Origin of the sequence: Micromonospora sp. NPDC051227, from assembly GCF_044455385.1 — a bacterium.
In the GTDB taxonomy this organism is placed as follows: Bacteria; Actinomycetota; Actinomycetes; order Mycobacteriales; family Micromonosporaceae; genus Micromonospora.
This window is the reverse complement of record NZ_JBITET010000009.1, coordinates 35,044-57,701: the sequence shown is the minus strand read 5'-3', so window position 1 is coordinate 57,701 and position 22,658 is coordinate 35,044. Positions and strand designations below refer to the sequence as shown.

The 22,658-nt window shown below is 72.2% G+C and carries 23 protein-coding genes and 1 pseudogene; 19 read left to right on the top strand and 5 right to left on the bottom strand.

All coding sequences use genetic code 11. The features are described 5' to 3' along the window. Positions 1-8 precede the first annotated feature (8 nt). The 3 genes from ACIA47_RS21825 (at position 9) to ACIA47_RS21815 (ending at position 1,813) form a co-directional block, all read left to right on the top strand. Positions 9-284 carry an isoamylase early set domain-containing protein gene (locus tag ACIA47_RS21825; protein WP_203122291.1) on the top strand — a complete coding sequence of 92 codons (276 nt, stop codon included), beginning with the start codon at positions 9-11 and terminating at the stop codon, positions 282-284. Between the two features lie 108 nt (positions 285-392). Beyond that, positions 393-1,133: a lytic polysaccharide monooxygenase gene (locus ACIA47_RS21820; protein WP_112584938.1), complete on the top strand. Its 741-nt coding sequence runs from the start codon at positions 393-395 to the stop codon at positions 1,131-1,133. A gap of 65 nt (positions 1,134-1,198) precedes the next feature. Next, positions 1,199-1,813 (top strand): DUF305 domain-containing protein, encoded by a 615-nt coding sequence (locus ACIA47_RS21815; RefSeq protein WP_396710214.1) that lies wholly within the window; start codon positions 1,199-1,201, stop codon positions 1,811-1,813. 43 nt (positions 1,814-1,856) lie between these two features. Here ACIA47_RS21815 and msrB read toward each other — a convergent pair whose 3' ends face one another. Next, positions 1,857-2,261 carry a peptide-methionine (R)-S-oxide reductase MsrB gene (msrB, locus tag ACIA47_RS21810; RefSeq protein ID WP_091400676.1) on the bottom strand — a complete coding sequence of 135 codons (405 nt, stop codon included), beginning with the start codon at positions 2,259-2,261 and terminating at the stop codon, positions 1,857-1,859. Between the two features lie 47 nt (positions 2,262-2,308). Here msrB and ligD point away from each other — a divergent pair, with 47 nt between their 5' ends. The 11 genes and pseudogenes from ligD to ACIA47_RS21755 all read left to right on the top strand — a co-directional run bounded on the left by ligD (position 2,309) and on the right by ACIA47_RS21755 (position 14,043). Continuing rightward, positions 2,309-3,340, top strand: a complete 1,032-nt coding sequence (ligD, locus tag ACIA47_RS21805; protein ID WP_203122290.1) for a non-homologous end-joining DNA ligase — start codon at positions 2,309-2,311, stop codon at positions 3,338-3,340. Between the two features lie 252 nt (positions 3,341-3,592). Continuing rightward, positions 3,593-4,033, top strand: a pseudogene (locus ACIA47_RS21800) (DUF222 domain-containing protein); the annotation flags it as partial. A 200-nt stretch (positions 4,034-4,233) separates the two neighbouring features. Beyond that, on the top strand, positions 4,234-4,785 hold the full coding sequence (locus ACIA47_RS21795; protein ID WP_396710211.1) for a hypothetical protein: 552 nt from the start codon (positions 4,234-4,236) through the stop codon (positions 4,783-4,785). Beyond that, the gene (locus tag ACIA47_RS21790) at positions 4,782-5,384 is read left to right on the top strand and encodes a YdeI family protein (RefSeq protein WP_396710209.1); all 603 of its coding nucleotides are present in this window, start codon (positions 4,782-4,784) and stop codon (positions 5,382-5,384) included. The genes ACIA47_RS21795 and ACIA47_RS21790 overlap by 4 nt, the downstream gene beginning before the upstream one ends. A gap of 107 nt (positions 5,385-5,491) precedes the next feature. Next, on the top strand, positions 5,492-5,926 hold the full coding sequence (locus tag ACIA47_RS21785) for a DUF2975 domain-containing protein (protein WP_396710207.1): 435 nt from the start codon (positions 5,492-5,494) through the stop codon (positions 5,924-5,926). Continuing rightward, positions 5,926-6,141 (top strand): helix-turn-helix transcriptional regulator, encoded by a 216-nt coding sequence (locus tag ACIA47_RS21780; RefSeq protein WP_088946848.1) that lies wholly within the window; start codon positions 5,926-5,928, stop codon positions 6,139-6,141. The genes ACIA47_RS21785 and ACIA47_RS21780 overlap by 1 nt, the downstream gene beginning before the upstream one ends. After that, a complete protein-coding gene (locus tag ACIA47_RS21775; RefSeq protein WP_203122284.1) occupies positions 6,138-6,302 on the top strand; it encodes a hypothetical protein in 165 nt (54 codons plus the stop codon). The genes ACIA47_RS21780 and ACIA47_RS21775 overlap by 4 nt, the downstream gene beginning before the upstream one ends. Positions 6,303-6,418: 116 nt before the next feature. Continuing rightward, a complete protein-coding gene (locus ACIA47_RS21770) occupies positions 6,419-9,604 on the top strand; it encodes an FtsX-like permease family protein (RefSeq protein WP_396710205.1) in 3,186 nt (1,061 codons plus the stop codon). Further along, positions 9,601-12,309, top strand: a complete 2,709-nt coding sequence (locus tag ACIA47_RS21765; protein ID WP_396710203.1) for an FtsX-like permease family protein — start codon at positions 9,601-9,603, stop codon at positions 12,307-12,309. Before ACIA47_RS21770 ends, ACIA47_RS21765 begins: the two co-directional genes overlap by 4 nt. Position 12,310: 1 nt before the next feature. Then, positions 12,311-13,306: an ABC transporter ATP-binding protein gene (locus ACIA47_RS21760; RefSeq protein ID WP_203122282.1), complete on the top strand. Its 996-nt coding sequence runs from the start codon at positions 12,311-12,313 to the stop codon at positions 13,304-13,306. Between the two features lie 11 nt (positions 13,307-13,317). After that, positions 13,318-14,043 (top strand): ABC transporter ATP-binding protein, encoded by a 726-nt coding sequence (locus ACIA47_RS21755; RefSeq protein WP_396710482.1) that lies wholly within the window; start codon positions 13,318-13,320, stop codon positions 14,041-14,043. Between the two features lie 37 nt (positions 14,044-14,080). Here ACIA47_RS21755 and ACIA47_RS21750 read toward each other — a convergent pair whose 3' ends face one another. Continuing rightward, on the bottom strand, positions 14,081-14,533 hold the full coding sequence (locus ACIA47_RS21750) for a GNAT family N-acetyltransferase (protein WP_396710200.1): 453 nt from the start codon (positions 14,531-14,533) through the stop codon (positions 14,081-14,083). Positions 14,534-14,607: 74 nt separating this feature from the next. On the opposite strand from ACIA47_RS21750, the gene ACIA47_RS21745 reads away from it, so the two are divergent. Continuing rightward, the gene (locus ACIA47_RS21745) at positions 14,608-15,120 is read left to right on the top strand and encodes a potassium channel family protein (protein WP_203122279.1); all 513 of its coding nucleotides are present in this window, start codon (positions 14,608-14,610) and stop codon (positions 15,118-15,120) included. Here the strand turns inward: ACIA47_RS21745 and ACIA47_RS21740 are convergent. Both ACIA47_RS21740 and ACIA47_RS21735 read right to left on the bottom strand, forming a co-directional pair. Continuing rightward, on the bottom strand, positions 15,047-16,618 hold the full coding sequence (locus tag ACIA47_RS21740; RefSeq protein ID WP_396710480.1) for an alpha/beta hydrolase: 1,572 nt from the start codon (positions 16,616-16,618) through the stop codon (positions 15,047-15,049). The two genes, ACIA47_RS21745 and ACIA47_RS21740, sit on opposite strands and share 74 nt — an antisense overlap. Before the next feature lie 58 nt (positions 16,619-16,676). Then, on the bottom strand, positions 16,677-17,792 hold the full coding sequence (locus ACIA47_RS21735; RefSeq protein WP_112584960.1) for an ATP-dependent DNA ligase: 1,116 nt from the start codon (positions 17,790-17,792) through the stop codon (positions 16,677-16,679). A gap of 135 nt (positions 17,793-17,927) precedes the next feature. Here ACIA47_RS21735 and ACIA47_RS21730 point away from each other — a divergent pair, with 135 nt between their 5' ends. From ACIA47_RS21730 to ACIA47_RS21720, 3 genes are all read left to right on the top strand, one after another. Further along, positions 17,928-18,140, top strand: a complete 213-nt coding sequence (locus ACIA47_RS21730; protein ID WP_091400689.1) for a hypothetical protein — start codon at positions 17,928-17,930, stop codon at positions 18,138-18,140. A 171-nt stretch (positions 18,141-18,311) separates the two neighbouring features. Further along, on the top strand, positions 18,312-18,734 hold the full coding sequence (locus ACIA47_RS21725; RefSeq protein WP_396710197.1) for an SRPBCC family protein: 423 nt from the start codon (positions 18,312-18,314) through the stop codon (positions 18,732-18,734). An 87-nt stretch (positions 18,735-18,821) separates the two neighbouring features. Beyond that, positions 18,822-19,325, top strand: coding sequence for a DUF1990 family protein (locus tag ACIA47_RS21720; RefSeq protein ID WP_396710195.1), 504 nt, complete (start codon positions 18,822-18,824; stop codon positions 19,323-19,325). Between the two features lie 21 nt (positions 19,326-19,346). On the opposite strand, the gene ACIA47_RS21715 is transcribed toward ACIA47_RS21720, so the two are convergent. Continuing rightward, entirely contained in the window at positions 19,347-20,267 is a 921-nt protein-coding gene (locus ACIA47_RS21715) for a DNA-3-methyladenine glycosylase (RefSeq protein ID WP_112668955.1), read from the bottom strand. Positions 20,268-20,772: 505 nt separating this feature from the next. Between ACIA47_RS21715 and ACIA47_RS21710 the strand changes: the two genes are divergently transcribed. After that, a complete protein-coding gene (locus ACIA47_RS21710) occupies positions 20,773-22,635 on the top strand; it encodes a stealth family protein (protein ID WP_396710193.1) in 1,863 nt (620 codons plus the stop codon). The last annotated feature ends 23 nt before the right edge of the window (positions 22,636-22,658 follow it).

Genomic DNA, 22,658 nt, shown 5'->3' with positions numbered 1-22,658 from the left:
GGATCACCGTGATCAAGCGCAACAAGCTCTTCGGCAACCAGACCCGGGTCACCTTCTGCCTGCCCCGCGATGTCCCGCCCGGCCCGGTGAGCGTCGTCGGCTCCTTCAACGGCTGGCAGCCGGGCCGGCACGAGTTGGTGGTCCGCCGCGACGGCACCAGGACGGTGACGGTGAAGCTGCCGCCGGGGGAGTACCGGTTCCGTTACCTCGGCACCGGCGGCGTCTGGTTGGACGACGAGTCGGCCGACCAGGTCGACGACCGGGGCAGCCTGCTCCGACTCTGAGAATAAAACTGCCATCATCGATGGATTTATCGATGAGAGTCTTTACTGTTAACAATGTTTAAATTACGTTGAGGGCACCCACCGGACCCTGGAGAAGGAGCTGCCCCCATGCGTCGAAGAATCACCGTCCCGCTGGTGGCGGCGGGCGCCGTCGCCGCCACCCTCACCGTCGCCGCCCCCGCGCAGGCGCACGGCTACGTCTCCGCCCCACCGAGCCGGCAGGCGCTCTGCGCGCAGGGCCGGGTGCCCGACTGCGGGCAGATCAAGTACGAGCCGCAGAGCGTCGAAGGACCGAAGGGCCTACGCAGCTGCAACGCCGGAATCGCCCAGTTCGCCGTCCTCAACGACGACAGTCGGGGCTGGCCGGCCACCTCGGTGGGCAGCTCGCTGACCTTCACCTGGGTGAACACGGCCCGGCACGCCACCAGCAACTGGGAGTACTGGATCGGCAACACCCGGGTCGGCGTGGTCAACGGCAACGGCCAGCAGCCGGGCGCCACGGTGTCGCACAACGTCAACCTCGGCGGCTTCTCCGGCCGGCAGAAGATCCTCGCGGTGTGGAACATCTCCGACACGGCGAACGCCTTCTACTCCTGCATCGACGTGCAGATCGGCGGCGGAGGATCGAACCCGACGCCCACCCCCACCACCTCACCCACCCCACGGCCCACCCCGACAACCACGCCGACCACTCCGCCCGCGCCGGGCGGCAGTTGGACGACGGGTCGGGCGTACCAGGTCGGCGACCAGGTCACCTACGGCGGAGCGACGTACCGCTGCCGGCAGGCGCACACCGCGATCCCGGGCTGGGAGCCGCCGAACGTACCGGCGCTCTGGCTCAAGGTCTGACCGCACACGGGTGCGGCCCCTGGTCGCACCCGTGTCGCCGCCCTCGCGTGAACGGAGCAACCGGCATGCCCCGCCGCACCCCGCTGGCGTCCCTCGTTGCCGCTCTGCTGCTCACCGGAGCCTGCGCCGGATCGCCCACGTCGAGCCCGTCGGCCCTGCCTCAGCCGGCCCTCGCGTCCCCGGCCGGCTCGACGGCGGCCGGGTCCGCGGGTGCCGGGTCCGCGATCGAGGCGGACGCGATGAGCGGGATCGACGTGGTGTTCCTGAGCACCATGGTCGGGCACAGCGAACGCACCCTGCAGATCGTCCGGCTGGCCCGGGACCGGGTGCGCGACGACGCGCTGCGCACTCTGGCCGCCGCCGTCGAGGCGACCGAGGCCGACGAACTGGCCGCCATGCGCGGCTGGTTGCCCACGACCGGGCCGGGTGCCAGCGCGGCCGCACACCACCACGACGGGCACGGCGACGACGCCGCCCTCGACCGGCTGCGGACCGCGCCGGACGCGGACGTCGACCGGATGCTGCGCGACGTGCTCGCCGACCACCAGCGATCGGCCGCCGACCTGGCCCGATCCCACGTCGGCGTCGGCCGCAACGAGCGGGTCCGCGACCTGGCCCGGCGGATCGAGCAGTCCCGGACCGCCGAGGTCGAGCTGCTCAGGGGTACGGGTAAGCCCTGAGCACGGTCATGCCCTGAGCGCGGTTACGCCCGGCGTGCCCGGGTCAGCGGGGTTCCAGCTTGATGGAGACCGAGTTGACGCAGTGCCGGGTGTCCTTCGGGGTGAAGCCCTCACCGTGGAAGACGTGCCCGAGGTGACTGTCGCAGCGGGCGCAGCGGATCTCCGTACGCGCCATGCCGAGGGTGCGGTCCTCGATCTCCTTGACCCGGCCCGGGATGGCGTCGTCGAAGCTCGGCCAGCCGCAGTGCGAGTCGAACTTCGTGTCGCTGGAGAACAGCTCCAGCCCGCAGGCGCGACAGTGGTAGACCCCCTGGGTCTTCGTGTCCACGTACTCGCCCGTCCACGGGCGTTCGGTGCCGGCCTCCCGCAGGACGTGGAACTCCTCGGGGGTCAGTCGGACCCGCCACTCTTCGTCGGTACGGGGCAGCTCGTTGTCGTCAAGACTCACCCCTCAACGGTACGTCGAACGTCGGGGGCGTGGCATAAGGTCGCGGGATGGGTGGCACCAAGGCTGCGGCCGCCGAGGTCGAGGTGGCCGGGCACACCGTCCGGCTGAGCAGTCCGGATCGGGTGATCTTCCCGCAGCGGGGGTTCACCAAGGCGGACGTCTTCCACTACTACCTCGCTGTCGGCGACGGGATCATGCGCGCTCTGCGGGACCGACCGACCACTCTGCAACGCTTCCCCGAGGGTGTCGAAGGCGAGGCGTTCTTCCAGAAGCGGGTGCCCACCCGGGGGGTGCCGCCCTGGGTGACGACCGCGCAGATCACCTTCCCGAGCGGTCGGAACGCGGCGGAGCTCTGCCCGGCCGATCTGGCGCACGTGGCCTGGGCGGCGCAGATGGGCACGATCGTCTTTCACCCGTGGCCCGTGCGGGCCGCCGACGTCGACCACCCCGACGAGCTGCGCATCGACCTGGACCCGCAGCCCGGCACCGACTTCGCCGACGCGGCGCGGGCCGCCGGCGAGGTCCGCGCGCTCCTCGACGAGCTGGGCGCGACCGGCTGGCCGAAGACCTCCGGCGGCCGGGGCGTGCACGTCTACCTGCGCATCCAACCCCGCTGGACGTTCACCGAGGTGCGTCGGGCCACCATCGCGCTGGCCCGGGAGGTGGAGCGCCGCAACCCCGACCTGGTCACCACAGCCTGGTGGAAGGAGGAGCGCGGCACCCGGGTCTTCGTCGACTTCAACCAGATGGCGCGCGACCGCACGATCGCCTGCGCGTACTCGCTGCGGGCGAACGCGCGGGCCACCGTCTCGACCCCGGTCAGCTGGGACGAGCTACCCGACGTCGACCCGGACGACTTCGACCTGCGCACCGTGCCGGCCCGGCTCGCCGAGCGAGGTGATCCGCACGCCGGCATCGACGACGCACCGTGGGACATCTCCCCGCTGCTGGAGTGGGCCGAGCGGGACGCCGCCGCCGGCCAGGGCGACCTGCCGTACCCGCCGGACCACCCGAAGATGCCCGGCGAGCCCAAGCGGGTGCAGCCGAGCCGCGCCAAGCGCACCCCTGACGGTCCCTGACCGACCTCCGGGGTCACAGGCGCGGCTCGGCGGTCCACGCCAGGAACCTGTCGAACAGCTCCCCAGGATTCGAGCAACTTCCCCGATGTTGCTGTCTCCGGCATGTGGGAGGCAGCAACATCGCTGATGTTGTGCGGATCTTGGCGACGAGCGCTCGACGTGGCGGCCGCGCCGGTGTTTTCTCCTCACGTGGCGGCCGATTCTTGTCGTACATCTGTTCTGGAGTTCGTTTGTGATCGATGAGTTGGCGCGTTGACCCGGCAGTTGAGCGCCGGGGCGCTCGACATCGGCCTGCGACTCACGCCCGACACGGTGCGCCGGCTCGCCTGTGACGCCACCGTTCTGCCCGCCGTGCTCGGTGGCGTTGGCCAGGTACTTGACGTGGGCCGGCAACGCCGCTTGATCGCCGGTCCGCTGCGGCGAGCCCTGGTGCTCCGCGACGGCGGGTGCGCCTTCGGCGGGTGCGACCGGCCGCCGCGCTGGTGCGCCGCGCATCACATCCGGCACTGGGTCGACGGTGGCCCGACCAGCCTCGACAGCGCGGTGCTGCTCTGCGGCCACCATCACCGGCACGTCCACCGAACCGCCTGGGTCGTCCGGCTCGGTGGCGACGGCCATCCGGAGTTCGTGCCGCCGGCCTCGCTCGACCCCGACCAGCTCCCACGCCGCAACCACTACCACCGACGAACGTAGGCCGAGCGGCATCGACCAGGCGGGAAAGCGGCTGGGGATGTGGGGCGGGCCTTCGGCGGTCTGCCGCTCGGTGACGATCTGCCGTCGGCCACTGTGGATCTAGTCGTACTAGTCTGTGCCGCATGGCCTTACGACCGGACGAGTTCTACGACCGCGCGGTCGCCGCCGCGGACGACGAGCGCCGGCTTCCCTTGGCGCGGATGACCGGGTGGGAGATCAGTCCGTTCGAGCCGGACGGACTTCGAGTGTCGCCGCTGCGGCCTCCGGTGCTGCCGGAGCCGGCGCGGCACGGCGAGGACCCGGCGGACTGCGATAGCTGCCGCAACCGGGACGAAGGGATCTGGTTCAACGAGCGTTGGCGGTTGATCCGAATCCCGGGCGTGGGCGTCCCGCTGGCGCTCATGCTGTTGCCGCTCGATCACCATGACATGGCGGATCTCCCTGACGAGCTGGCTGCCGAGCTTGGGCTGTTGAGCACCCGGATCGTTCGCCACATGCAGGCGCTGCCGCACGTCTCGCGGGCGCACGTCCACCGCTTCGGGGATGGCGGCGCTCACCTGCACGTCTGGTTCTTCGCTCGGCCCGAGGGGCAGGCTCAGTTGTTCGGCTCGTGGCTGATCGCCTGGGACGACCTGCTGCCGGAGTACCCATCGGACGTGGCGGACGCCGACGCCGCGGCCGTCGTGGACGCGTTGATCGAGTCCCACGGAGGTCACCGGCTGTCGGACCCGGCGGATAGCTTGCCCGTATGACGAGCACCGAGCTGGCTGAGTTGGTTGTCGCGGACGCCGATGCCCTGCGTGCATGGTTGTCGGCGAACCACGCCTCGTCGCCCGGTGTCTGGCTCGCCCTGACCAGGAAGGGCGGCACGGTCACGACGTTGACCTGGCAGCAGGCGGTCGACGAGGCACTGTGCTTCGGCTGGATCGACGGGCAGGCCCGTAAGCGGGATGAGGAGTCCTCCTGGATCCGGTTCACCCCACGCCGGTCCCGCAGTTCGTGGTCCCAACGCAACGTCGCCAACGTGGCCCGGCTGGAGGAGCAGGGGCGGATGCTGCCGGCGGGCCGCGCCGCGGTGGATGCCGCGAAGGCGGACGGGCGGTGGGCCGCCGCCTACGCCCCGCCGTCGGAGGCCGAGGTGCCGGCCGACCTGCTCGCCGCCATCGCCGCCGAGCCCGCCGCTCAGGCCATGCTCGACGTGCTCACCAAGGCCAACCGGTTCGCTCTCATCCACCGCCTCAATGCCGTCAAGCGGGCGGAGACCCGCGAGCGCAAGATCGGCGAATTCGTCGCCATGCTGGCCCGTCACGAGACGTTCTACCCCCAGAAGGCGAAGCCGACGCTGTCGTGAGGGGTGCGTCGACGTTGCAGCAACCGATTGACTTTCGATAGGTAACGAGCGAAACTCGATGCATGGTTACAGAGCATCGAGCGGTTGCCGCTCTCAGAGTTTTCCTCGTGGTGCTGTTCGGGGTCCTGCTCGTGTTCCAGACCCTCTCGCTGCCCGGGCAGTTCGCGTACATGGCCCAGGAGTCCCCGGAGGACGCGTACCTCCGCTGGCCGGCCACGATCGTGGCGGTGTTCTGGGTGCTGTGCGTCCAGGTCGTCATCGTCGCGACCTGGAAGCTGCTCAGCCTGGTCAAGAGCGACCGCATCTTCACCGAAGCGTCCCTGAAGTGGGTGGACGCGATCGTGTGGGCCATCGCTGCCGCATGGGTGGTGCTCGTGGGTGTCTTCCTCTACGTGGGGTTCAACGCGGATGACCCAGGGATGCCACTGCTGCTGTTCCTGCTGACGGTGGGCGTCACGGTGCTGGGGCTCCTCATGGTGGTGATGCGGGCGCTGTTGCGGCAGGCAACCAGGCTGCGGACCGACATGGAAGCGGTGATCTGATGCCCATCGTCGTCCGCATCGACGTGGAGTTGGCCAAACGCAAGATGAGCGTCGGTGAGTTCGCCGAACGCGTCGGGCTCACCCCCGCCAACGTGGCGGTGCTGAAGAACGGCCGCGCCAAGGCTGTCCGCTTCAGCACCCTCGAAGCGATGTGCCGAGTGCTCGACTGTCAACCCGGAGACCTGCTGGAGTGGGTCGAGGAGGAAACCTCATGAGGTACGTCCTGATCGTTGTCACCATCCTCGGGGTCGCGCTCGGCATCGCCGGCGTGGTGCTCGGCGGGGCCGACGACTCCCCGGGGTTGCAGCTCATTGGCGTCTTGCTGGTGATCGGCGCGGTGGTGTTCGGCATCCGCAACCTTCGACGCGGCAGCTAGCCGCCCGGCTCCGGCCGACCTTCTCGTAATAACGATCATGTAACGGGCGCGAACCTTTCCCGGTAGGTGGCCTGTCTTGATGGTCGTCGGCCCGCCAGGGCCAGGGGAGGCGTCGGATGAAGCTGGTGTGGAGGCGGGCCCGCGAGGCGCGAGGGTTGCTGGTCGCGGCGGTGATCGCTGCCCTCGTCGCCGTCGCGTTGGTCACTGGGCTGTCCGACTACAACCGTCGGGCGGTGGACGCCGGGCAGCGGGCACTGGTCGCCGCCTCACCCGCCGAGGAGCGCGGCCTTCTGGTCAGTGGCTCGGGTGGGCGGGACGCGGCCGAGTTCGCCACCCGGGACAAGGCGGTCCGAGCCGAGTTCGCCACCGGGCTCGGCGGCGTCCCGGTCAGTGTCACCGCCGCCCGTTACGGCACCGGCCGGGAGCTGACCGGCGACCTCGGGCAGATCCCGCGTACGGCCGACGAACCGGTCTTCGCGAACCTGGCCACGCTCGCCGACCTCGCCAGCCACGCCGAGCTGACCAGCGGAGCCTGGCCCAGCCCCGGAGCGAACCCCGTCCAGGTGAGCCTGCCCGAGCGGGTCGCCGGCGCCCTCGGCCTGACCGTCGGCGAACGCGTCCCGGTGCGCGACCGGGCCACCGAACGACGCGGGGAGTTGGTGCTCGCCGGCACCTGGCGGCCCCGCGACCCGTCGGACGCGTACTGGCTGCTGGCCCCCGGCGTGGGGGCGGGCAGTGCCGGTTCCGGCACCTCCTACGGGCCGTTCACGCTCGACCCGGCCGACTTCGCGGCCACCTTCCCGGGCTCGGTGTCGGCGTCCTGGCTGGCCCAACCGGACCTCGGCGCCGTCGACACCGCCGACCTGCCCGCCGTTCGGAAAGCCCTCACCGAGGCGGTCTCGGCCGTGCCCGAGGCCGCCCAACTGGGCAGCTCCGGGCAGACGGTGACCAAGATGCCGCAGTTGCTGGACCGGATCGGTCGCGCCGACCTGGTGGGTCGCTCGTCGCTGGCCACCCCGCTGCTGCTCATTCTGGTGCTCGCCGGGTACGCGCTGGTGCTGGTCGCCGCGCTGCTGCACGAGGACCGCCGCCCACAGACCGCACTGCTGCGCGCCCGCGGTGCCGCCCGTCGGCAGTTGGCCGGCCTGGCCGCCCGTGAGGCGACCCTGGTGGTCGCCCCGGCCGCCGTGCTCGGTCCGCTGATCGCCGGTGAGGCGTTGCGGTACATCCGACCCGGCGGCTCGGGTGACCTCTCCACCGCCGGCGGCAACACGACCCTGGTCTGGGCGGCGGCAGCGGCCACCGCGGCCGGCTGCCTCGTCGCCATGGTCCTTCCGACGCTGCGTGGCGCCGGGACGTACGTCGCCGACATGGCGGCACGATCCCGGCCGAACCGGGCCGCGAGCGTCCAACGCGCGAGCGTCGACCTGGTGCTCGTTGTGCTCGCCGTGCTCGCCTGGGTGCAGCTGCGCCGGTACGCCTCCCCGCTGGCCGGTTCGGGTGGCCAGCTCGGGCTCGACCCGCTGCTGGTCGCCGCCCCGACGCTCGGCGTGCTGGCCGGTGCCGTGCTGGCATTGCGGGTGCTCCCGCCGCTCACCCGGTTCGCGGAGCGGTTCGTCGACCGACGCCCCTGGACCGCCACCATGTTCGGCATGTGGCAGGCCGGCCGTCGTCCGCACGCCGGCCCGGTGCTGCTGCTCGCCCTCGCCGTCGGCGGCAGCACCCTGGCCTGGTCGCTGATCAGCACCGGCGAGCGGTCCCAGGTCGAGCAGGCCGGCCACACTGTCGGCGCCGACCTCCGGGTGACCGAACGGACCGGGGGCGCCCCACCGACCCGGGCCGGTGAACTCGCCGCGCTGCCGAGCGTGAACCGGGTACTGCCGGCGTGGCGCGACGAGATCCGGGTCGGGCGGGAGAACCTGCCGGCGACCGTGATCGGTGTCGACCCGGCCAGCGCATCGGGCGTCGTCCGGCTCGCCGACCGCCTCGGCGACGGATCGGCGTCGGAGCAGTACGGGAGGATGGTCGGCGCGCGGGGGAAGCCAGCCGGCGTCGAACTGCCCGCCGGGGCGCGTGAGATCACCGGCACGATCCGTACCCCGGTGAGCAACGCCGCCCGGTCGCTGAAGGTGGCGGTGACGCTGCTGGTCACCACCCCCGACGGGCTCGCCCTGCGGCTGCCGGCGGCCAACGCCGACAGCGACGGCCGGGCCACCCCGTTCACCGCGCGACTGCCCGACCTGGGCGGGACGCGGTTGCGGCTGGCGGGCTTCGAGGCCGACGGTGGGTTGGCCGCCGGCAACTCCTACGAGCTCCAGGTGGACGGGCTGACGGTGGTCAAGGCCGACGGCACGAAGCAACCGACCGAACTGGGCGGCGACTGGGCCGTGACCGCCCTCGGGCAGGAACCCATGCCGGTACGAACCACCGGCGCCGGGTTCGCCGCGGCCCGCGCGGTCGACGTGATCCCCGGCGGGCAGTTCGCGTACCAGCCGCCCACCCGGTTCGCTGTCGTGCCGGGCGGAGACAACAAGCCCATACCGGTGTTGATGACCCCCGGGGTCATCAACGCGCTGAGCCTGCGCGTCGGCGACACCGTCGACCTGACCCTCTCCGGGGCGACGCTGCCGGTGCACCTGGTCGGCGAGCTGGACGCCGTGCCGGCCACCACCGACGAGGGTGTCCTGCTGGACCTGCCGGCCGCGGTCGACGCGATGATCCGGAGCAGCGGCGCGGTGCGACCCGTACCGGAATGGTGGGTCGGCGCCGCCGACGCGAACGCCGCCGCCCAGGCGGTCAGCGCACTCCCCGGCGTCACAGTGCTCAACCGGGAGGCGGCCATCGAGGCGGCCGCTGACGACCCGTACTGGCGTGGCTCGCGTACCGGCATGCTCGCCGCCGCGCTCGGCGCGGTGCTGCTCGCCCTCGTCGGCCTGATGGTGGACGTGTGGGCCACCGCCCGGCGTCGGCTCGGGGAGTTCGCGGTCCTGCACACCCTCGGTGCCACGCCCCGGCTGATGGCTCGGGCGCTGCTGGCCGAACAGACGTTCCTCGCCGGCATCGGCGTGGGCGTCGGGCTGTTACTCGGCACCGCGGTCGGCGCGACGATGGCCCCACTGGTCATCCTCACCCCGGCCGCCGGCCGGCCGACACCCCCGGCGGCGTTCGTGCTGCCCTGGGTGCCCATCGGCCTGACCGCTGTCGGCCTGTTGCTGGCGGCGCTCGCCTTCAGCGCGTTCATCGCCACCGGCATCCGTCAGCGGGTGGCGGCGGTGCAGCTGCGAATCGGGGGAGAACGATGAGCGTCGGGGCGGCCGTCCGGCGGGTCCGGGCGTACGGGGGGCAGTTCCTGCTGCTGGCGGTGCTGACCCTGGTGGTCACGCTGCTGATCAGTGGGGTGCCCCGGCTGGTCAACCGGCTCGCCGAACAGGGTCTGCGAGCGCAACTCAACAGCGAGCCGGCCGCCCGCCGGGACCTCTCGTACACCACCAGCCTGGCGGCGGCGACGGCGCGGCGGACGGCGATGGGCGACGCCGCCGAACGGTTCGACGCCCTGGCCGCGGAGATGCCGCCGCAGGTGCGTGCGGCAGTGACCGAGCGGTGGTACAGCGTCACGACCAAGGCGGCCCGCGTGGTCGGACCGGACCTGGCGGCCCGCAACCTGCTGGTCAATCTGGGCCTGCGGGCCATGCCCGGCGTGCAGGACGCGACCACCCTCGTCGAGGGGGCGTGGCCGAGCGAGACGTACGTTCCCGACCGGCCGATCGAGGTGGCGCTCGACGTCGACGTGGCCGCCAAGCTCAACCTGCGCGCCGGCAGCCAACTTCGCATCGGCAACACCGACGACAAGGGCAGACTCCTCGACGGCGCCCCGCTGGTGGTGACCGGGCTGTTCCGCCCCGTCGACAGCGCCAACGGCATCTGGGACGGGCTGCCGCAGCTGCTGCGGATCATCGAACCGCAGGGCGATGGCGAACCGTTCGTCATCGTCGGCGTCGTCGCGCAGTCGGCCCTCAACAAGCGGACCGCGGCGGGCTGGCCGATCCAGTCCAACTGGCGGTACCGGCTGGGCGTCGACCGGATCGGCGCACGCGAGCTGGACCAGCTGATCGACGGCCTGCAGGTGATGCAGCGCAACCAGCCGACGGGGCTCACCCTGACCCAGGGCGTCGACGTTCCCTTGCGCGCGTTCGCCGCCCAGATCGATGCCGTCCGGACCCTGCTCGCGGTGATCGCGGCCGGCGTACTGGCCACCCTGGCCGGGCTCATCGTGCTCGCGGCGGGTCTCGCCACCAGACGGCGTCGCTCGGAGTTCGCGCTGCTGCGCGCCCGTGGCGGTGGGGCCACCGCCGGTGCCCGGCGCAGCCTCGCCGAGTCGGTGCTGGTGGTGCCGGTCGCCGCCGCGCTGGGCTGGTGGTTGGGCACGCTGTTCCCCGGTGCCCCGGATCCGACCACGCCGTACGTCATCGTGGTGACCGTGCTGGTCACGCTGGCGCTGCCGTTGGCGACGCTGGCCGTACCGGCCGGCGGGGCGGCGCGCCGGGACCTGATCAGGGTGCGCCCGTCGGCCCGTCGGCTCACCGTGGAGATCTCCCTGCTGTTCCTGGCCGGGCTCGCCGCGGTGCTGCTGCGCCGGCGTGGCCTGACGCTCGGCGAGGTGGACCCACTGCTCGTGTCGGTGCCGGTGCTCCTCGCCGTCGCGGCGGCGGTGCTGGCGCTGCGGGCGTACCCCTGGCCGTTGTTGCTGCTGAGCTGGCTGGCCGCGCGTACCCGGGGCAGCGTGGCGTTCCTCGGCACGGCCCGCGCCGGCCGCGCGGCGGTCGCCGCCCCGCTGGTCGTGGTGGTGCTGGCGATCGGCACCGCGGCGTTCTGCGCGGTCGTGGCCGCCGGCGTCGACGCGAGCCGGGAACGGGCCGCCGAGCAGATCGTCCCCGCCGACGCGGTGATCCGCGGGGAGCGCTTCGCGCCCGACACCGTCGACGAGCTCGGTCGTCTGCCGGGGGTCCGGGCCGTCACCTCGGTGCTGTACGAGGACGACGAGCGGTTCGCGTCCGACGAGGTCGGCACCGATGCCTTCATCGAGCAGACGGACGTGCTGCTGGTCGACGGCTCGGGGCTGGACACCGTCGCTCGCGAATCCGAGGTGGACCTCCCGGTTCCGGCCGCGCTGCGCACCGCCACGCCCGGCCCGGGTCCGCTGCCGGCGATCGTCTCACCGGCGGTCGCCGCCGACCTGGCGAAGGCCGGGCTGGACGACTCGGCCTTCATCTCGGTGCAGGGCCAGCGGTACGAGTTCCGGGTGGCCGGCACTCAGGACGGTTTCCCGTTGCTGGCGGCGAACACCAGCCGGTTCGTGATCCTGCCCTGGCAGGCCCTGCCGACGCGTACCACCACACCCGTGCCGACCAGCCTGCTGATCGCCGGGGACTCGCTGGACGCGGAGGCGCTGCGCGTCGCCGGCGACCAGGGGCAGGAGCGCTACCAGCGGGACGGCACGGTCACCGGTCGGGACCGGCCGCTCGGGGTCACCGTCGACACCCGGGCGGACGTCCGCCAGGATCTTGGCGAGGGCGGGGCGAACGGGGTGCTGGCCTTCGGCTTCGTGGCCGGGGCCGCCGGCGGCACAGTGCTCGGGCTGTTGGCCATCGCGTTCACAGTGCTGGCCGGCGCGCGCGCCCGGGGTCAGGTGCTGTCCCGGCTGCGCACCCTCGGCCTGTCCCGCCGGCAGTGGCGTGGGCTGCTGCTGGTCGAGTTGACCCCGCTGGTCGCGGTGTCGGTGCTGACCGGCGCGCTGGTCGGTGCGGTGCTGCCCCTGCTGCTCAACCCGGTGCTCGGCCTGTCCGCGTTCACCAGTGGTGTGCCGATCCGGGTGGCTTTCGAGCCCAGCCTGGTCGCCGCGGTGCTCGCGCTCGGGGCGATCGCCCTCGGCTTCGCGGTCGCCGTCGAGGCCCTGAACAACCGCCGGTTGCGCCTCGGAGAGGTGCTTCGGCTCGGAGAGGAGAGCTGAGATGACCGCTACCGCCCAGACTCCACTGGTGCCGGACCTGGCCGCCCTGCAACAGCGGGCAGCGCTTCGCGCCGCCGAGCGGGCCGGCGGGCAGGACCGCCTCCGCGGGCACATCGTCTGCGACGGCCTGGTGCGCATCTTCAAGACCGAGGGGGTGGAGGTGGTCGCCCTGCAGGGGCTCGACCTGGTCATCGACCGGGGCGAGCTGGTGGCGATCGTCGGTGCCTCCGGTTCGGGCAAGTCGACCCTGCTCAACATCCTCTCCGGCCTGGACACCCCGACCGCCGGTATCGCCCGGGTGGCCGACTACGACCTGCTCTCGCTCTCCGCCAAGCGGCGGCTGAGCTACCGGCGGCAGCTGGTCGGGTTCGTCTGGCAGCAGACCGGCCGCAACCTGCTGCCGTACCTCAACGCGCTGGAGAACGTCGAGCTGCCGATGCAGTTGGCCGGCAAGCGCAGCCGCAAGGCCCGTCGGGAGCGGGCCCGGGAACTGCTCGACCTGGTCGGTGTGGGCTACTGCGCCGACCGGCGACCCGGGCAGCTCAGCGGTGGCGAACAGCAGCGGGTCGCGGTGGCGGTGGCGGTGGCCAACGATCCGGAGGTGCTCTTCGCCGACGAGCCGACCGGTGAGCTGGACGAGGCGACCGGCGCGGAGGTCTTCGCGGCGCTGCGCACCATCAACGCGGAACTGGGCGTCACCATCGTGGTCGTCACCCACGACCACGCCGTGGCCACGCAGGTCCGCCGGACCGTCGCGATCCGCGACGGCCGGACCGCCTCCGAGGTACGCCGGACCGCGCGGATCGACGCGGACGGCAACACCGAGTTGGTCAGCGAGGAGTACGCGGTGCTGGACCGCAACGGTCGGATGCAGCTGCCGGCTGCGTTCGTCGACGCGCTCTCGCTGAAGGAGCGGGTTCGGCTCGACCTGGAGCCGGACCATGTGCAGGTACGGCCCGGCGACCGGGCCTCGGAGGAGCGGGGGGCGCGGGCATGAGCCGGCAGGACATGGTGGTGACCGGCGCGGCCGGGTTCGGCGGTGCGCCCCCGGCGGGCGCCGACGAGGTGGTCCGGGTCAGCGGGGTCAGCCGGACCTTCGGCAGGGGTGAGCACGCCGTGCACGCGGTGCGGGACGTGTCGTTCACCGCCAACCGGGGTGAGCTGGTCGCCATCCGAGGTCGGTCCGGGGCCGGCAAGACCACTCTGCTGAACCTGATCGGCGGGCTGGACCGGCCGGACACCGGTCAGGTGGTGGTGGCCGGGCACGAGGTGACCTCGGCCGGGGAGGCGGAGCTGCTGCGGCTGCGCCGGGGCACCGTCGGCTTCGTGTTCCAGACCTTCGGGCTGGTGCCGATCCTCTCCGCCGCCGAGAACGTGGGCGTGCCGTTGCGGCTGGCGCAGGTGCCGGCCGCGGAGCGGGAAGAACGCGTCGCGGTGCTGCTGGAGCTGGTCGGCCTGGGCGGGCACGCCGCGCAGCGCCCGTACGAACTCTCCGGCGGCCAGCAGCAGCGGGTCGCGGTGGCCCGTGCGTTGGCCAACGAGCCGGACCTGCTCATCGCCGACGAGCCCACCGGTCAGCTCGACTCGGAGACCGGACGGTCCATCATGGATCTGTTGCGCGCGGTGGTGCACGCCCGCGGCATGACCGCCCTGGTGGCCACTCACGACCCGGCCCTGATCGACCTCGCCGACCGGGTGCTCGTCCTGCGCGACGGTCGCCTGGTCGACGGCTGACGGCGGGCTGCCTCCGCGGGCTGAACGCGACGCCGGGTCAGAGCGCGAGCTTCATGCCTTGGTGACTGGCCACGAAGCCGAGACCCAGGTAGAAGCGGTGCGCGTCCTCGCGGGTCTTGTCGGTGGTGAGTTGCACAAGCGCACAGCCGCGCTGCCGGGCCTGGTCGACCGCCCAGGTCATCAGGTCCCGGCCCAGCCCCTGGCCACGCCGGTCGGAGCGGACCCGGACCGACTCGATCAGCGATCGCTCGCTGCCGTGCCGGCCCAGGCCCGGGATGTAGGTGATCTGCAGGCAGCCGACCAGTTCGCCGGCCTGCTCGGCCACGATCAGCTGGTTGCGCGGGTCGGCGTCGATGGCCGCGAACGCCCTCTCGTACGCCTCGTCGACCTCGGTGAAGTCGCGGGCCCTGCCCAGGACGTCGTCGGCGAGCAGGGCGATGACGGCGGGCAGGTCCGCCCGAACCGCCTCGCGGTAGATCACATCGGTCATGCCGGTGAGCCTGGCACAGCGAAACCGACGAATGGGCCGGTGCCACTTGCCGGGAGCGGGCAGCATGGGGCGGCATGGAGCTTCTGCTGCTGCCGTTCCGGTGGATCTACCGAGCGTTGGTGTGGTTCGCGAACTCGCCGCGCACGCTGATCACCTCGTACCTGCTGATGATCGTGGTCGCGGGGGTCATCTACGGCGAGGTCGAGAACCGCAGCCCAGCCGACGCCGTCTGGTGGGCTGTGGTGACCGCGTCCACCGTCGGCTACGGCGACATCTCGCCAACCAGTTGGGCCGGCCGTACGCTCGCCGCGCTGCTCATCTCGACCATGGTGCTGCTGGTCATTCCACTGATCACCGCACATTTCGCGAGCCGGCTCATCGTCGATGACGACGCCTTCGAGCACGAGGAGCAGGAGCAGCTCAAGGCCGACGTGCGGCGGATGCGGGCGCTGCTGGAGGAGTTGGCAGCCCGGCAGGGCATCGAGCTGCCACCGCTGCCGCCGACGCCGCCGGTCACCGGGCCGGGCAGCGAAGCCCCTCTCTGGGAACGGTCAGGTCGAGCAGGTAGGCGTCGACCGCGCTGGTGATGCAGGACGTCTGCGGGTAGGCGGTGTGCCCCTCGCCCTCCCAGGTGAGCACCCGACCGACGCCCAGCATCGACGCGAGCCGTGGGGTCTGCTCGTACGGCGTCGCGGGGTCGCCGGTGGTGCCGACCACCAGGATCGGCGGCGCGCCGTTCGCTTTCCCGGTCGGGTACGGGTCACGACCGCCCGGCCACTCGACGCAGCTCAACATGCCGACCGCCAACGCCGGCCCGAACAGTGGGTATTTCCCGCGCCACTCGGACTGCAACTGCCGGATCTGCTGCCGGCTCGGCTTCTCCGTCTCGTCGGCGCAGTTGATGGCCAGGTTGGCGTCGAACAGGTTCGAGTAGTGCCCGTCGTCCTCCCGGCCGGCGTACGCGTCGGCCAGCCGGAACACGTCCTTCGGGTCGCCCTCGGCGAGCTTGTCGATCGCCTGGGCCAGCTCCTGCCAGCCGGATTCGGTGTAGAGCGAGGAGATGACGGCGTAGAACACCCAGCCGGCGGTGGCCTCCCGCCCGTCGGCGCCGCGTACCGGGGAGACCTTGGCCTTGTCGATGGCCGAGGTGACCGCGGCGCGGGCGTCCGGGGCGATCGGGCAGCGGCCGGCGTTCGCCGCGCACCAGCGGGTGAAGTTGGTGAAGGCCCTCTCGAAGCCGCGGGCCTGGCTCTCCGAGCCCTCGACCAGCCGCTGCTGCGGGTCGACCGCGCCGTCGAGCACCAGCGCCCGCACCCGCTGCGGGTAGAGCTGGGCGTAGGTGGCACCGAGCAGGGTGCCGTACGAGTAGCCCAGGTAGGTGAGCTTGTCGTCGCCCACGGCGGCGCGTACCGCGTCCATGTCGCGGGCGGCCTGCTCGGTGCCGTACAGCGGCAACTGGTCGCCGTAGCGGTCGCCGCAACCGCGCCCGATCCGCTGGCTCAGGCCGACGAAGCCGTCGAATGCCGACTGGCTCGCCGGGTCCGGGTCGAAACCGAAGCTGGCGTCCAGGTCGGCGTCCGAGATGCACTTCACCGGGCTGGACCGGGAGACCCCGCGCGGGTCGAAGCCGACGATGTCGAAGCGCTCGGTGATCGAGGCGGGCAGCCCGCCGAACTGGGGGCCGAAGGAGAGGTAGACGGCGGTGTCGACACCGGAACCGCCCGGGCCGCCCGGGTTGATCACCAACGAGCCCACCCGGTCGCGCTGCTTGGTGGACCGGGCGCGCAGCAGGGCGATCTCGAAGGTCTGCCCGGCGCCCGGGCCGGCGCTCGCCCCGCCGCCGGTGCCCCAGTCACGGGGCACCGCGATCCGGGTGCACTCGTAGCGCATGTTCGGTGCGCTCCGGCCCACCAACTCGTCGGGCACCTCCGGGCAGGGCCGCCAGTTCGGTGCACTGCCGGTCGGGGCGGCCGCGCCCTCCACCTCGGTGCGCGGCGCGAACGCCGGCAGCGTGCAACCGGCGGTGAGCAGCGCGGCGACACCGAAGGCGGCCAGAGTGCGACGGACCCGGCGGCTGGTCGCCATCCGAGGCTGGTCGGCGGTGCGGGTCACGTGGTCCTCCGGAATCGAGTCGACGGCCAGGCTACGCCGAGCCGGTGGCGGCTCGGTCCACGGTGGCCGTCGGGTCGCCGCGCAGCACCTGGTCCACGTCGAAGCGGATCGGCCGGTCGAGCTGGTCGTAGCGGCAGGATCGGGGGTCGCGGTCCGGGCGCCACCGAACGAACTGCGCGGTGTGCCGGAACCGTTCGCCCTCCATGGCGTCGTAGCCCACCTCGACCACCAGCTCCGGGCGCACCGGCTCCCACTCCAGGTTCTTCGTGCCGGTCCACCGGCTGACCCCACCCGGGATGCGTTGGCCACGCTCGTGGTCGCCGTGCACCCACGGGTGCTCGCCGCCGGTGTCCCGATAGGGCGCCAGCTCGTCGAGCAACTCGGCGCGGCGGGCCATGCTGAACGACGCACTCACGCCCACGTGGTGCAGGACCCCGGCGTCGTCGTACAGGCCGAGCAGCAGCGAGCCCACCACCGGGCCGGACTTGTGCCAGCGGAAGCCGGCCACCACCGCGTCCGCGGTGCGGGCATGCTTGACCTTGAACATCAGTCGCTTGCCCGGCTCGTACGGCAGGTCGGCCGGCTTGACGATCAGACCGTCCAGCCCGGCGCCCTCGAAGACGTCGAACCAGCGCCGCGCGGTGTCCGGGTCGGTGGTGACCTGGGTGACGTGCACCGGCGGGCGCACCCCGGCCAGCGCCTCGACCAGCCGCTCCCGGCGGCGGGGGTAGGGCTGGTCGAGCAGGGCCTCGTCACCGATCGCCAGCAGGTCGAACGCGACGAAGTCGGCCGGGGTGGTCTCGGCCAGCATCTTCACCCGGGACGCGGCCGGGTGGACGCGCTGGGCCAGCAGCTCGAAATCCAGCCGCGGTTGGCCGCTCGGCCCGTCACGCCGAATCACGATCAACTCCCCGTCGACAGCGCACCGCTCCGGCAGCTGTCGGCGGGCCTGCTCGACCACCTCGGGGAAGTAGCGGGTCATCGACTTGCCGCCCCGGCTGGCCAACTCGACCTCGTCGCCGTCGCGGAACACGATGCACCGGAACCCGTCCCACTTGGGCTCGTAGGTCACCCCTGGCGTGGTGGGCAGCTTGGGAACGCTCTTGGCCAGCATCGGCTCGACCGGCGGGTTGATCGGCAGGTCCACGCCGACCAGTCAATCAGACGCTGCCGACAGTCGTGAGGCAGATCACCGTGGATGCCGGGGCGGCGTGTCCGCCTACGCGCCGCTCGTCCCCGCCGGGCGAATCGAATAACCCCAGGTCAGAGCTACTTTCGCGAGGTGTCCGAGTGGGTCTGTGGCTGCTGCGGGCGGTGGCGGGTGAGCGTCGAGCTGATCCGGGGCCGCTACCGCTTCCGGCTGACCCGCCGCTACCCGGAGCGGTTCGGCGGCGGCCGGAACGTGCTCGGCGAGGTCGGCTCGGTGCCGGAGCTGGAGGAACTGTTGCGGCGGCGTACCCCTCTCACCCTGGCCGACCTGCACGAGGCCGCCTGACCCGCGCGGTGGCCGGGGACGGTGTGTGCGGCCGGGAACCACCGGGTGCCAGGCCCGGTCTGCCTCCACTGAGGAGGGACGGACGGGATCGAGCCTCGGTGTCACAATGCTCCCGGCGGCCTCGTCTGCATCCGTGGCGGTGCCGACCGGCGCCGCCGGGGAGGGGACACCATGCGGTTCGAGGCGGACACCGAGATCGGCGCGGATGCCGAGCAGGTCTGGGCGGTGCTGGTCGACGTGCCCCGCTGGCCCGAATGGACGGACTCGGTGACCCGGGCCGAGCGGGGGGAGCCGGGGCCGCTGACGGTCGGCGCGACCGCACGACTGACCCAGCCGAAGCTGCGGCCGGCGGTCTGGCGGGTCACCGAACTGACCGAGCGGCGGGAGTTCGTTTGGGTCTCCGACGCGCCGGGTGTGCGGACCACGGGGGAGCACCGGCTGCTGCCGCTGCCCGACGGGTGTACCCGCGTCGAGCTGGTCATCAACCAGTCCGGCCCGCTGGCCGGCCTGATCGGCCGGCTGTACGGCGGGCTGTTCCGCCGCTACATGCGATTGGAGGCCGACGGGCTCAGGCGTCGCTGCGAGCGGGGCTGACGGCCGGCTTCTCCAGCACCGCCAACGGCGGCCCGACCGCGCCGGTCGTACCCTGACCCGTGTCCGGTCGAGGTCGAGGGGGCAACGGTGGCCGAGTTGACGTACCCGGAGGTGGGGTCGACCCGGCACGGGCCGCTGCCCGGCGGATACCACCACCTGCGCCACCGGTATCCGTTGCCCGGCGGCTGCTTCGACACCGCCGCCGACGCGGTGCTGAGCTGGCGGCTGCACCGCACCGCCGGCGTCCGGATCCGCACCGACGCGCCGCGGGCCACCGCCGGTGTGCTGGTGACCTCCGGCCTCGGCGTCGGCCCGGCCCGCCTCTGGGGGCCGTGCCAGGTGGTCTGGAGCGCGGACTCGCCCACGCTCGCCGGCTTCGGCTACGGCACTCTGCCCGGGCACCCGGAGCGAGGCGAGGAGGCGTTCGAGGTCGTCCGCGACGACACCGGCGCGGTCTGGTTCGAGGTCCGCGCGTTCAGCCTGCCCGACCGCTGGTTCACCCGCGCCGGAGGCCCGGCGGTCCGGGCCGTTCAGCACGCGTACGCCTGGTGGCTCGGTCGCACCCTGCGTCGGCTCTGCGCCGGTCGCTGACCGCCGTGGCGCCGGCGAGACTCAGAACCGGGCGAACGAGCGGATCGGGGCGCGCGGGCCGTACTTCGGTGCTCGGATGCCGGCTGCCTCCAGCAGCAGACACACCCGGCCCCGGTGACCTCGGAACGGCTCCAGCAGGGCCATCATCCGGGCGTCGTCGCCCCTCGGTTCGCCGGCGAGCGCCCAGGCCACAGTGTTCGGGATGTGGTAGTCGCCGACGCTGACAGCGTCCGGGTCGCCGTACGCGATCCGGACCACCTCGGCGGCCGTCCACGGCCCGATGCCGGGGATCGCGGTCAACCGTCGGGTGGCGTCGGTGGCGTCGGTGCTGCGCTCCAGGCGGTCGGCGAGCGCGGCGGCGCGACGGAGCGTGTCGGCTCGGCGCTGTTCCACCCCGAACGGGTGGAACACCCAGTAGGGGGCCGCGGCCACGGTGGCTGCCTCGGGCGGCAGGAGCAGCGGCTGCAACGGGCCGGGAGCCGGCTCCCGGAAGTGCCGCACCATCGCCGCGTACGCCCGGTAGGCCTCCTTGCCGGTGACCTTCTGCTCGAAGACCGCGCGCAGCAGTCTGGGGAAGACCTCCCCGGTGGCGGGCATCCGGAGGCCCCGATGCTCCCGGGCCAGTCGGGCGACCAGCGGGTGTGCCGCGGCCAGTTCGGTGAAGCCGGTCAGGTCGTCGCGCAGCCCGGCGATCGCGTCGGCGCGGGCGAGGACGTGCTCGGCGCCGGGCCCGTACCCCTCCGCGAGCAACTCGCCGCCAGCCGGTCGCAGTGCGAGCGTGGCCGGACCGTCGGGGGTGCGGGTGGCCCACCAGAAGGTGCCGGCTGCCACCCGGGCGCACGGATCGTACGGGCTGAAGGTGAGCGCGCGGACCGAGGCGGTCAGCCGGTAGCCGACCGGCGGGTGCAGCACCCTGGTCGCGGCGGGTCCGGTCTCGGTCACCCCGCTACTCTGCCAGGTCACGGTGGGGGCTGACGACCGGCCGTACCGGTCCCGCCCGCGGTTGAGGAGCTTCGCGAGGATACGTTCGCCCGACCGTCCCGGTGTCGTTGAACCACCCGAATGGCCAGGATTATCTTGGCGAACAGGTGCATACCGCCCTTATGCCACTTTTGGCAGTGGGCCAGGTATCGATCATGTGGTTGTTTGATGGCCTGCAGGTAAACGCACTGCCCCGGGCCACCTGCGGCGGCCAAAAACTCCCACTCGCGGGAGAACGCGGTCCGACCCGGAGACCGGTGTCCCGCCGACAGCCGCCACCAGGCGGCGCGCGACCGACGCTGGATCGCCACGCAGTGCCAACGGGGGATCTGTGGAAGGGCATGCAGTGATGGCTGCGCGAGTCTGTGTCGAATCATCGCGAGTGGGATCTCACCCCGCCACCCGTCCGTGGGGCTGACGGGGTGCCCGCTGACAAGGCGGCCGTAGCGAGCGGACGGCCCAGCGCATGATCGCCCTGAAGGTCTATCGACTCCTGCCGTCGTCGGCACGGCGGCGTCTGCTGCGTCTGCTGCCCGCGCACCGGCGGATCGGCTTGGTGCAGACGCTCTCCCGCCCGCGCGGCGGCGACACCGTGCACCCCCTCGGCGCCCGGGTGGCGGTGACCGACGGTGGCGTTCGAACCCGGGCCGAGATCGTCGCCACGGCGACGCCGTTGGAACAGTGGCACCGCAACCTCACCGCCGTCACCACCGCGCTGCACGCCGCGGGCATCGAATACCACTGCATTCGTAACGACGACCACCTGCGCAGCACCGTCGCGGTCCTCGACGACCAGCGGCCGGCGGTACAACGCCTGATCCGCTCCGCGCCGGCGCTGTCCGGCGCGGACGTCCGGGTGGTGCAGGTCCGGCCCCGTCGGGACCAACCGGACGCCGCCCCGACCGAGGTGATCCAGGTCTGCTTCCCGGTCACCGATGCCCGCGCCGGTGTGGTCCTCGGCGCTCAGTTCGCCTGCGAGATCGAGTTCTGGAGCCGGCACGGAGACATGGTCCGCGCTCCCCGGCGCAACGGGGTCGTCGACGAGGCCCCCGCCCGGGCGCAGCCGGTCCGGGTGGCAGCGGCGCTGATGAGCCACTTCGTGCCCGAGGCCGACGACCACACCTACGGCACCCGCCGGGACCTGGCCGTCCGAGCGCCGGACCGGGTCGGCTTCCCGATCGACGCCGTCTACACCTGGGTGGACGGCTCCGACCCGCAGTGGCTGAAGCGGAAGTCGCTGGCGCTCGGCGCTCCGGACGGCCCGGTGCACGCGGTCGCCGCGAACTCGTCGCGCTACCACAACCGCGACGAGCTGCGGTACTCGTTGCGGTCGTTGCACAGCTTCGCGCCCTGGCTGCGGCGGATCTTCCTGATCACCGACAGTCAACTGCCGAGCTGGCTCGACCCGAGCCATCCGATGATCACGGTCATCTCGCACGCCGAACTCTTCGCCGACCTCGGCGGCCGGTCGTCGTACAACTCGCACGCCATCGAGTCCCGCCTGCACCGCATCGACGGACTGGCCGAACACTTCCTCTACCTCAATGACGACGTGTTCCTCGGTCGTCCGCTGCTGCCGAACCACTTCTTCCACGCCAACGGGATCGCGAAGTTCTTCCCCTCGCCGGCCCAGTTCGGTCTGGGGGAGGCGAAGCCGGAGGACCCGCCGGTGAAGGCCGCCGGAAAGAACAACCGTCGGCACATCCAACGGCAGTTCGGCGTGACCATCACGCAGAAGATGAAGCACACCCCGTTCGCGCTGCGCCGCAGCATCATGCAGCAGATCGAGGGCATGCTGCCGGACGAGGTGACGGCCACCGCGCGGCACCGGTTCCGGCACCATGGCGACCTGTCCATCCCGTCGTCGCTGCACCAGTACTGGGCGTTCCTGACCGCGCAGGCCGTCCCCGGCGACATCGAGTACGAGTACGCCGACCTGGGTCACCCCTCGACCCCCGCCCGGCTGGCCGAGCTGCTGGCCCGCCGGCACCGTGACGTGTTCTGCCTCAACGACACCGACTCCGACCCTCGATCGTTCGCCGAGCAGGAGCGGATGCTTGCCGACTTCCTGCCGCGCTACCTGCCCTTCCCCGCCCCGTTCGAGCTGCCGGACGACGTGGTGGCGGAGCGGCGGAACGTGGGCGCGGGGGAGCTGTGGAGGCGCTCGTACCGCCCGGTGCTGGATGCCCGTCGGGGCGCTCCGGTCGACGCGCCCACCATGCCCAACAACATGCTCAACACGGTCACCGACTTCAAGGCCGTCCTCGGCTCAAGAGAGCAACCGGGCCGGCGACGATCCGATTCGTCTGGGGAGCGCCATGACGTCTGACCGCCGTCCTCGGTCCATGGCGG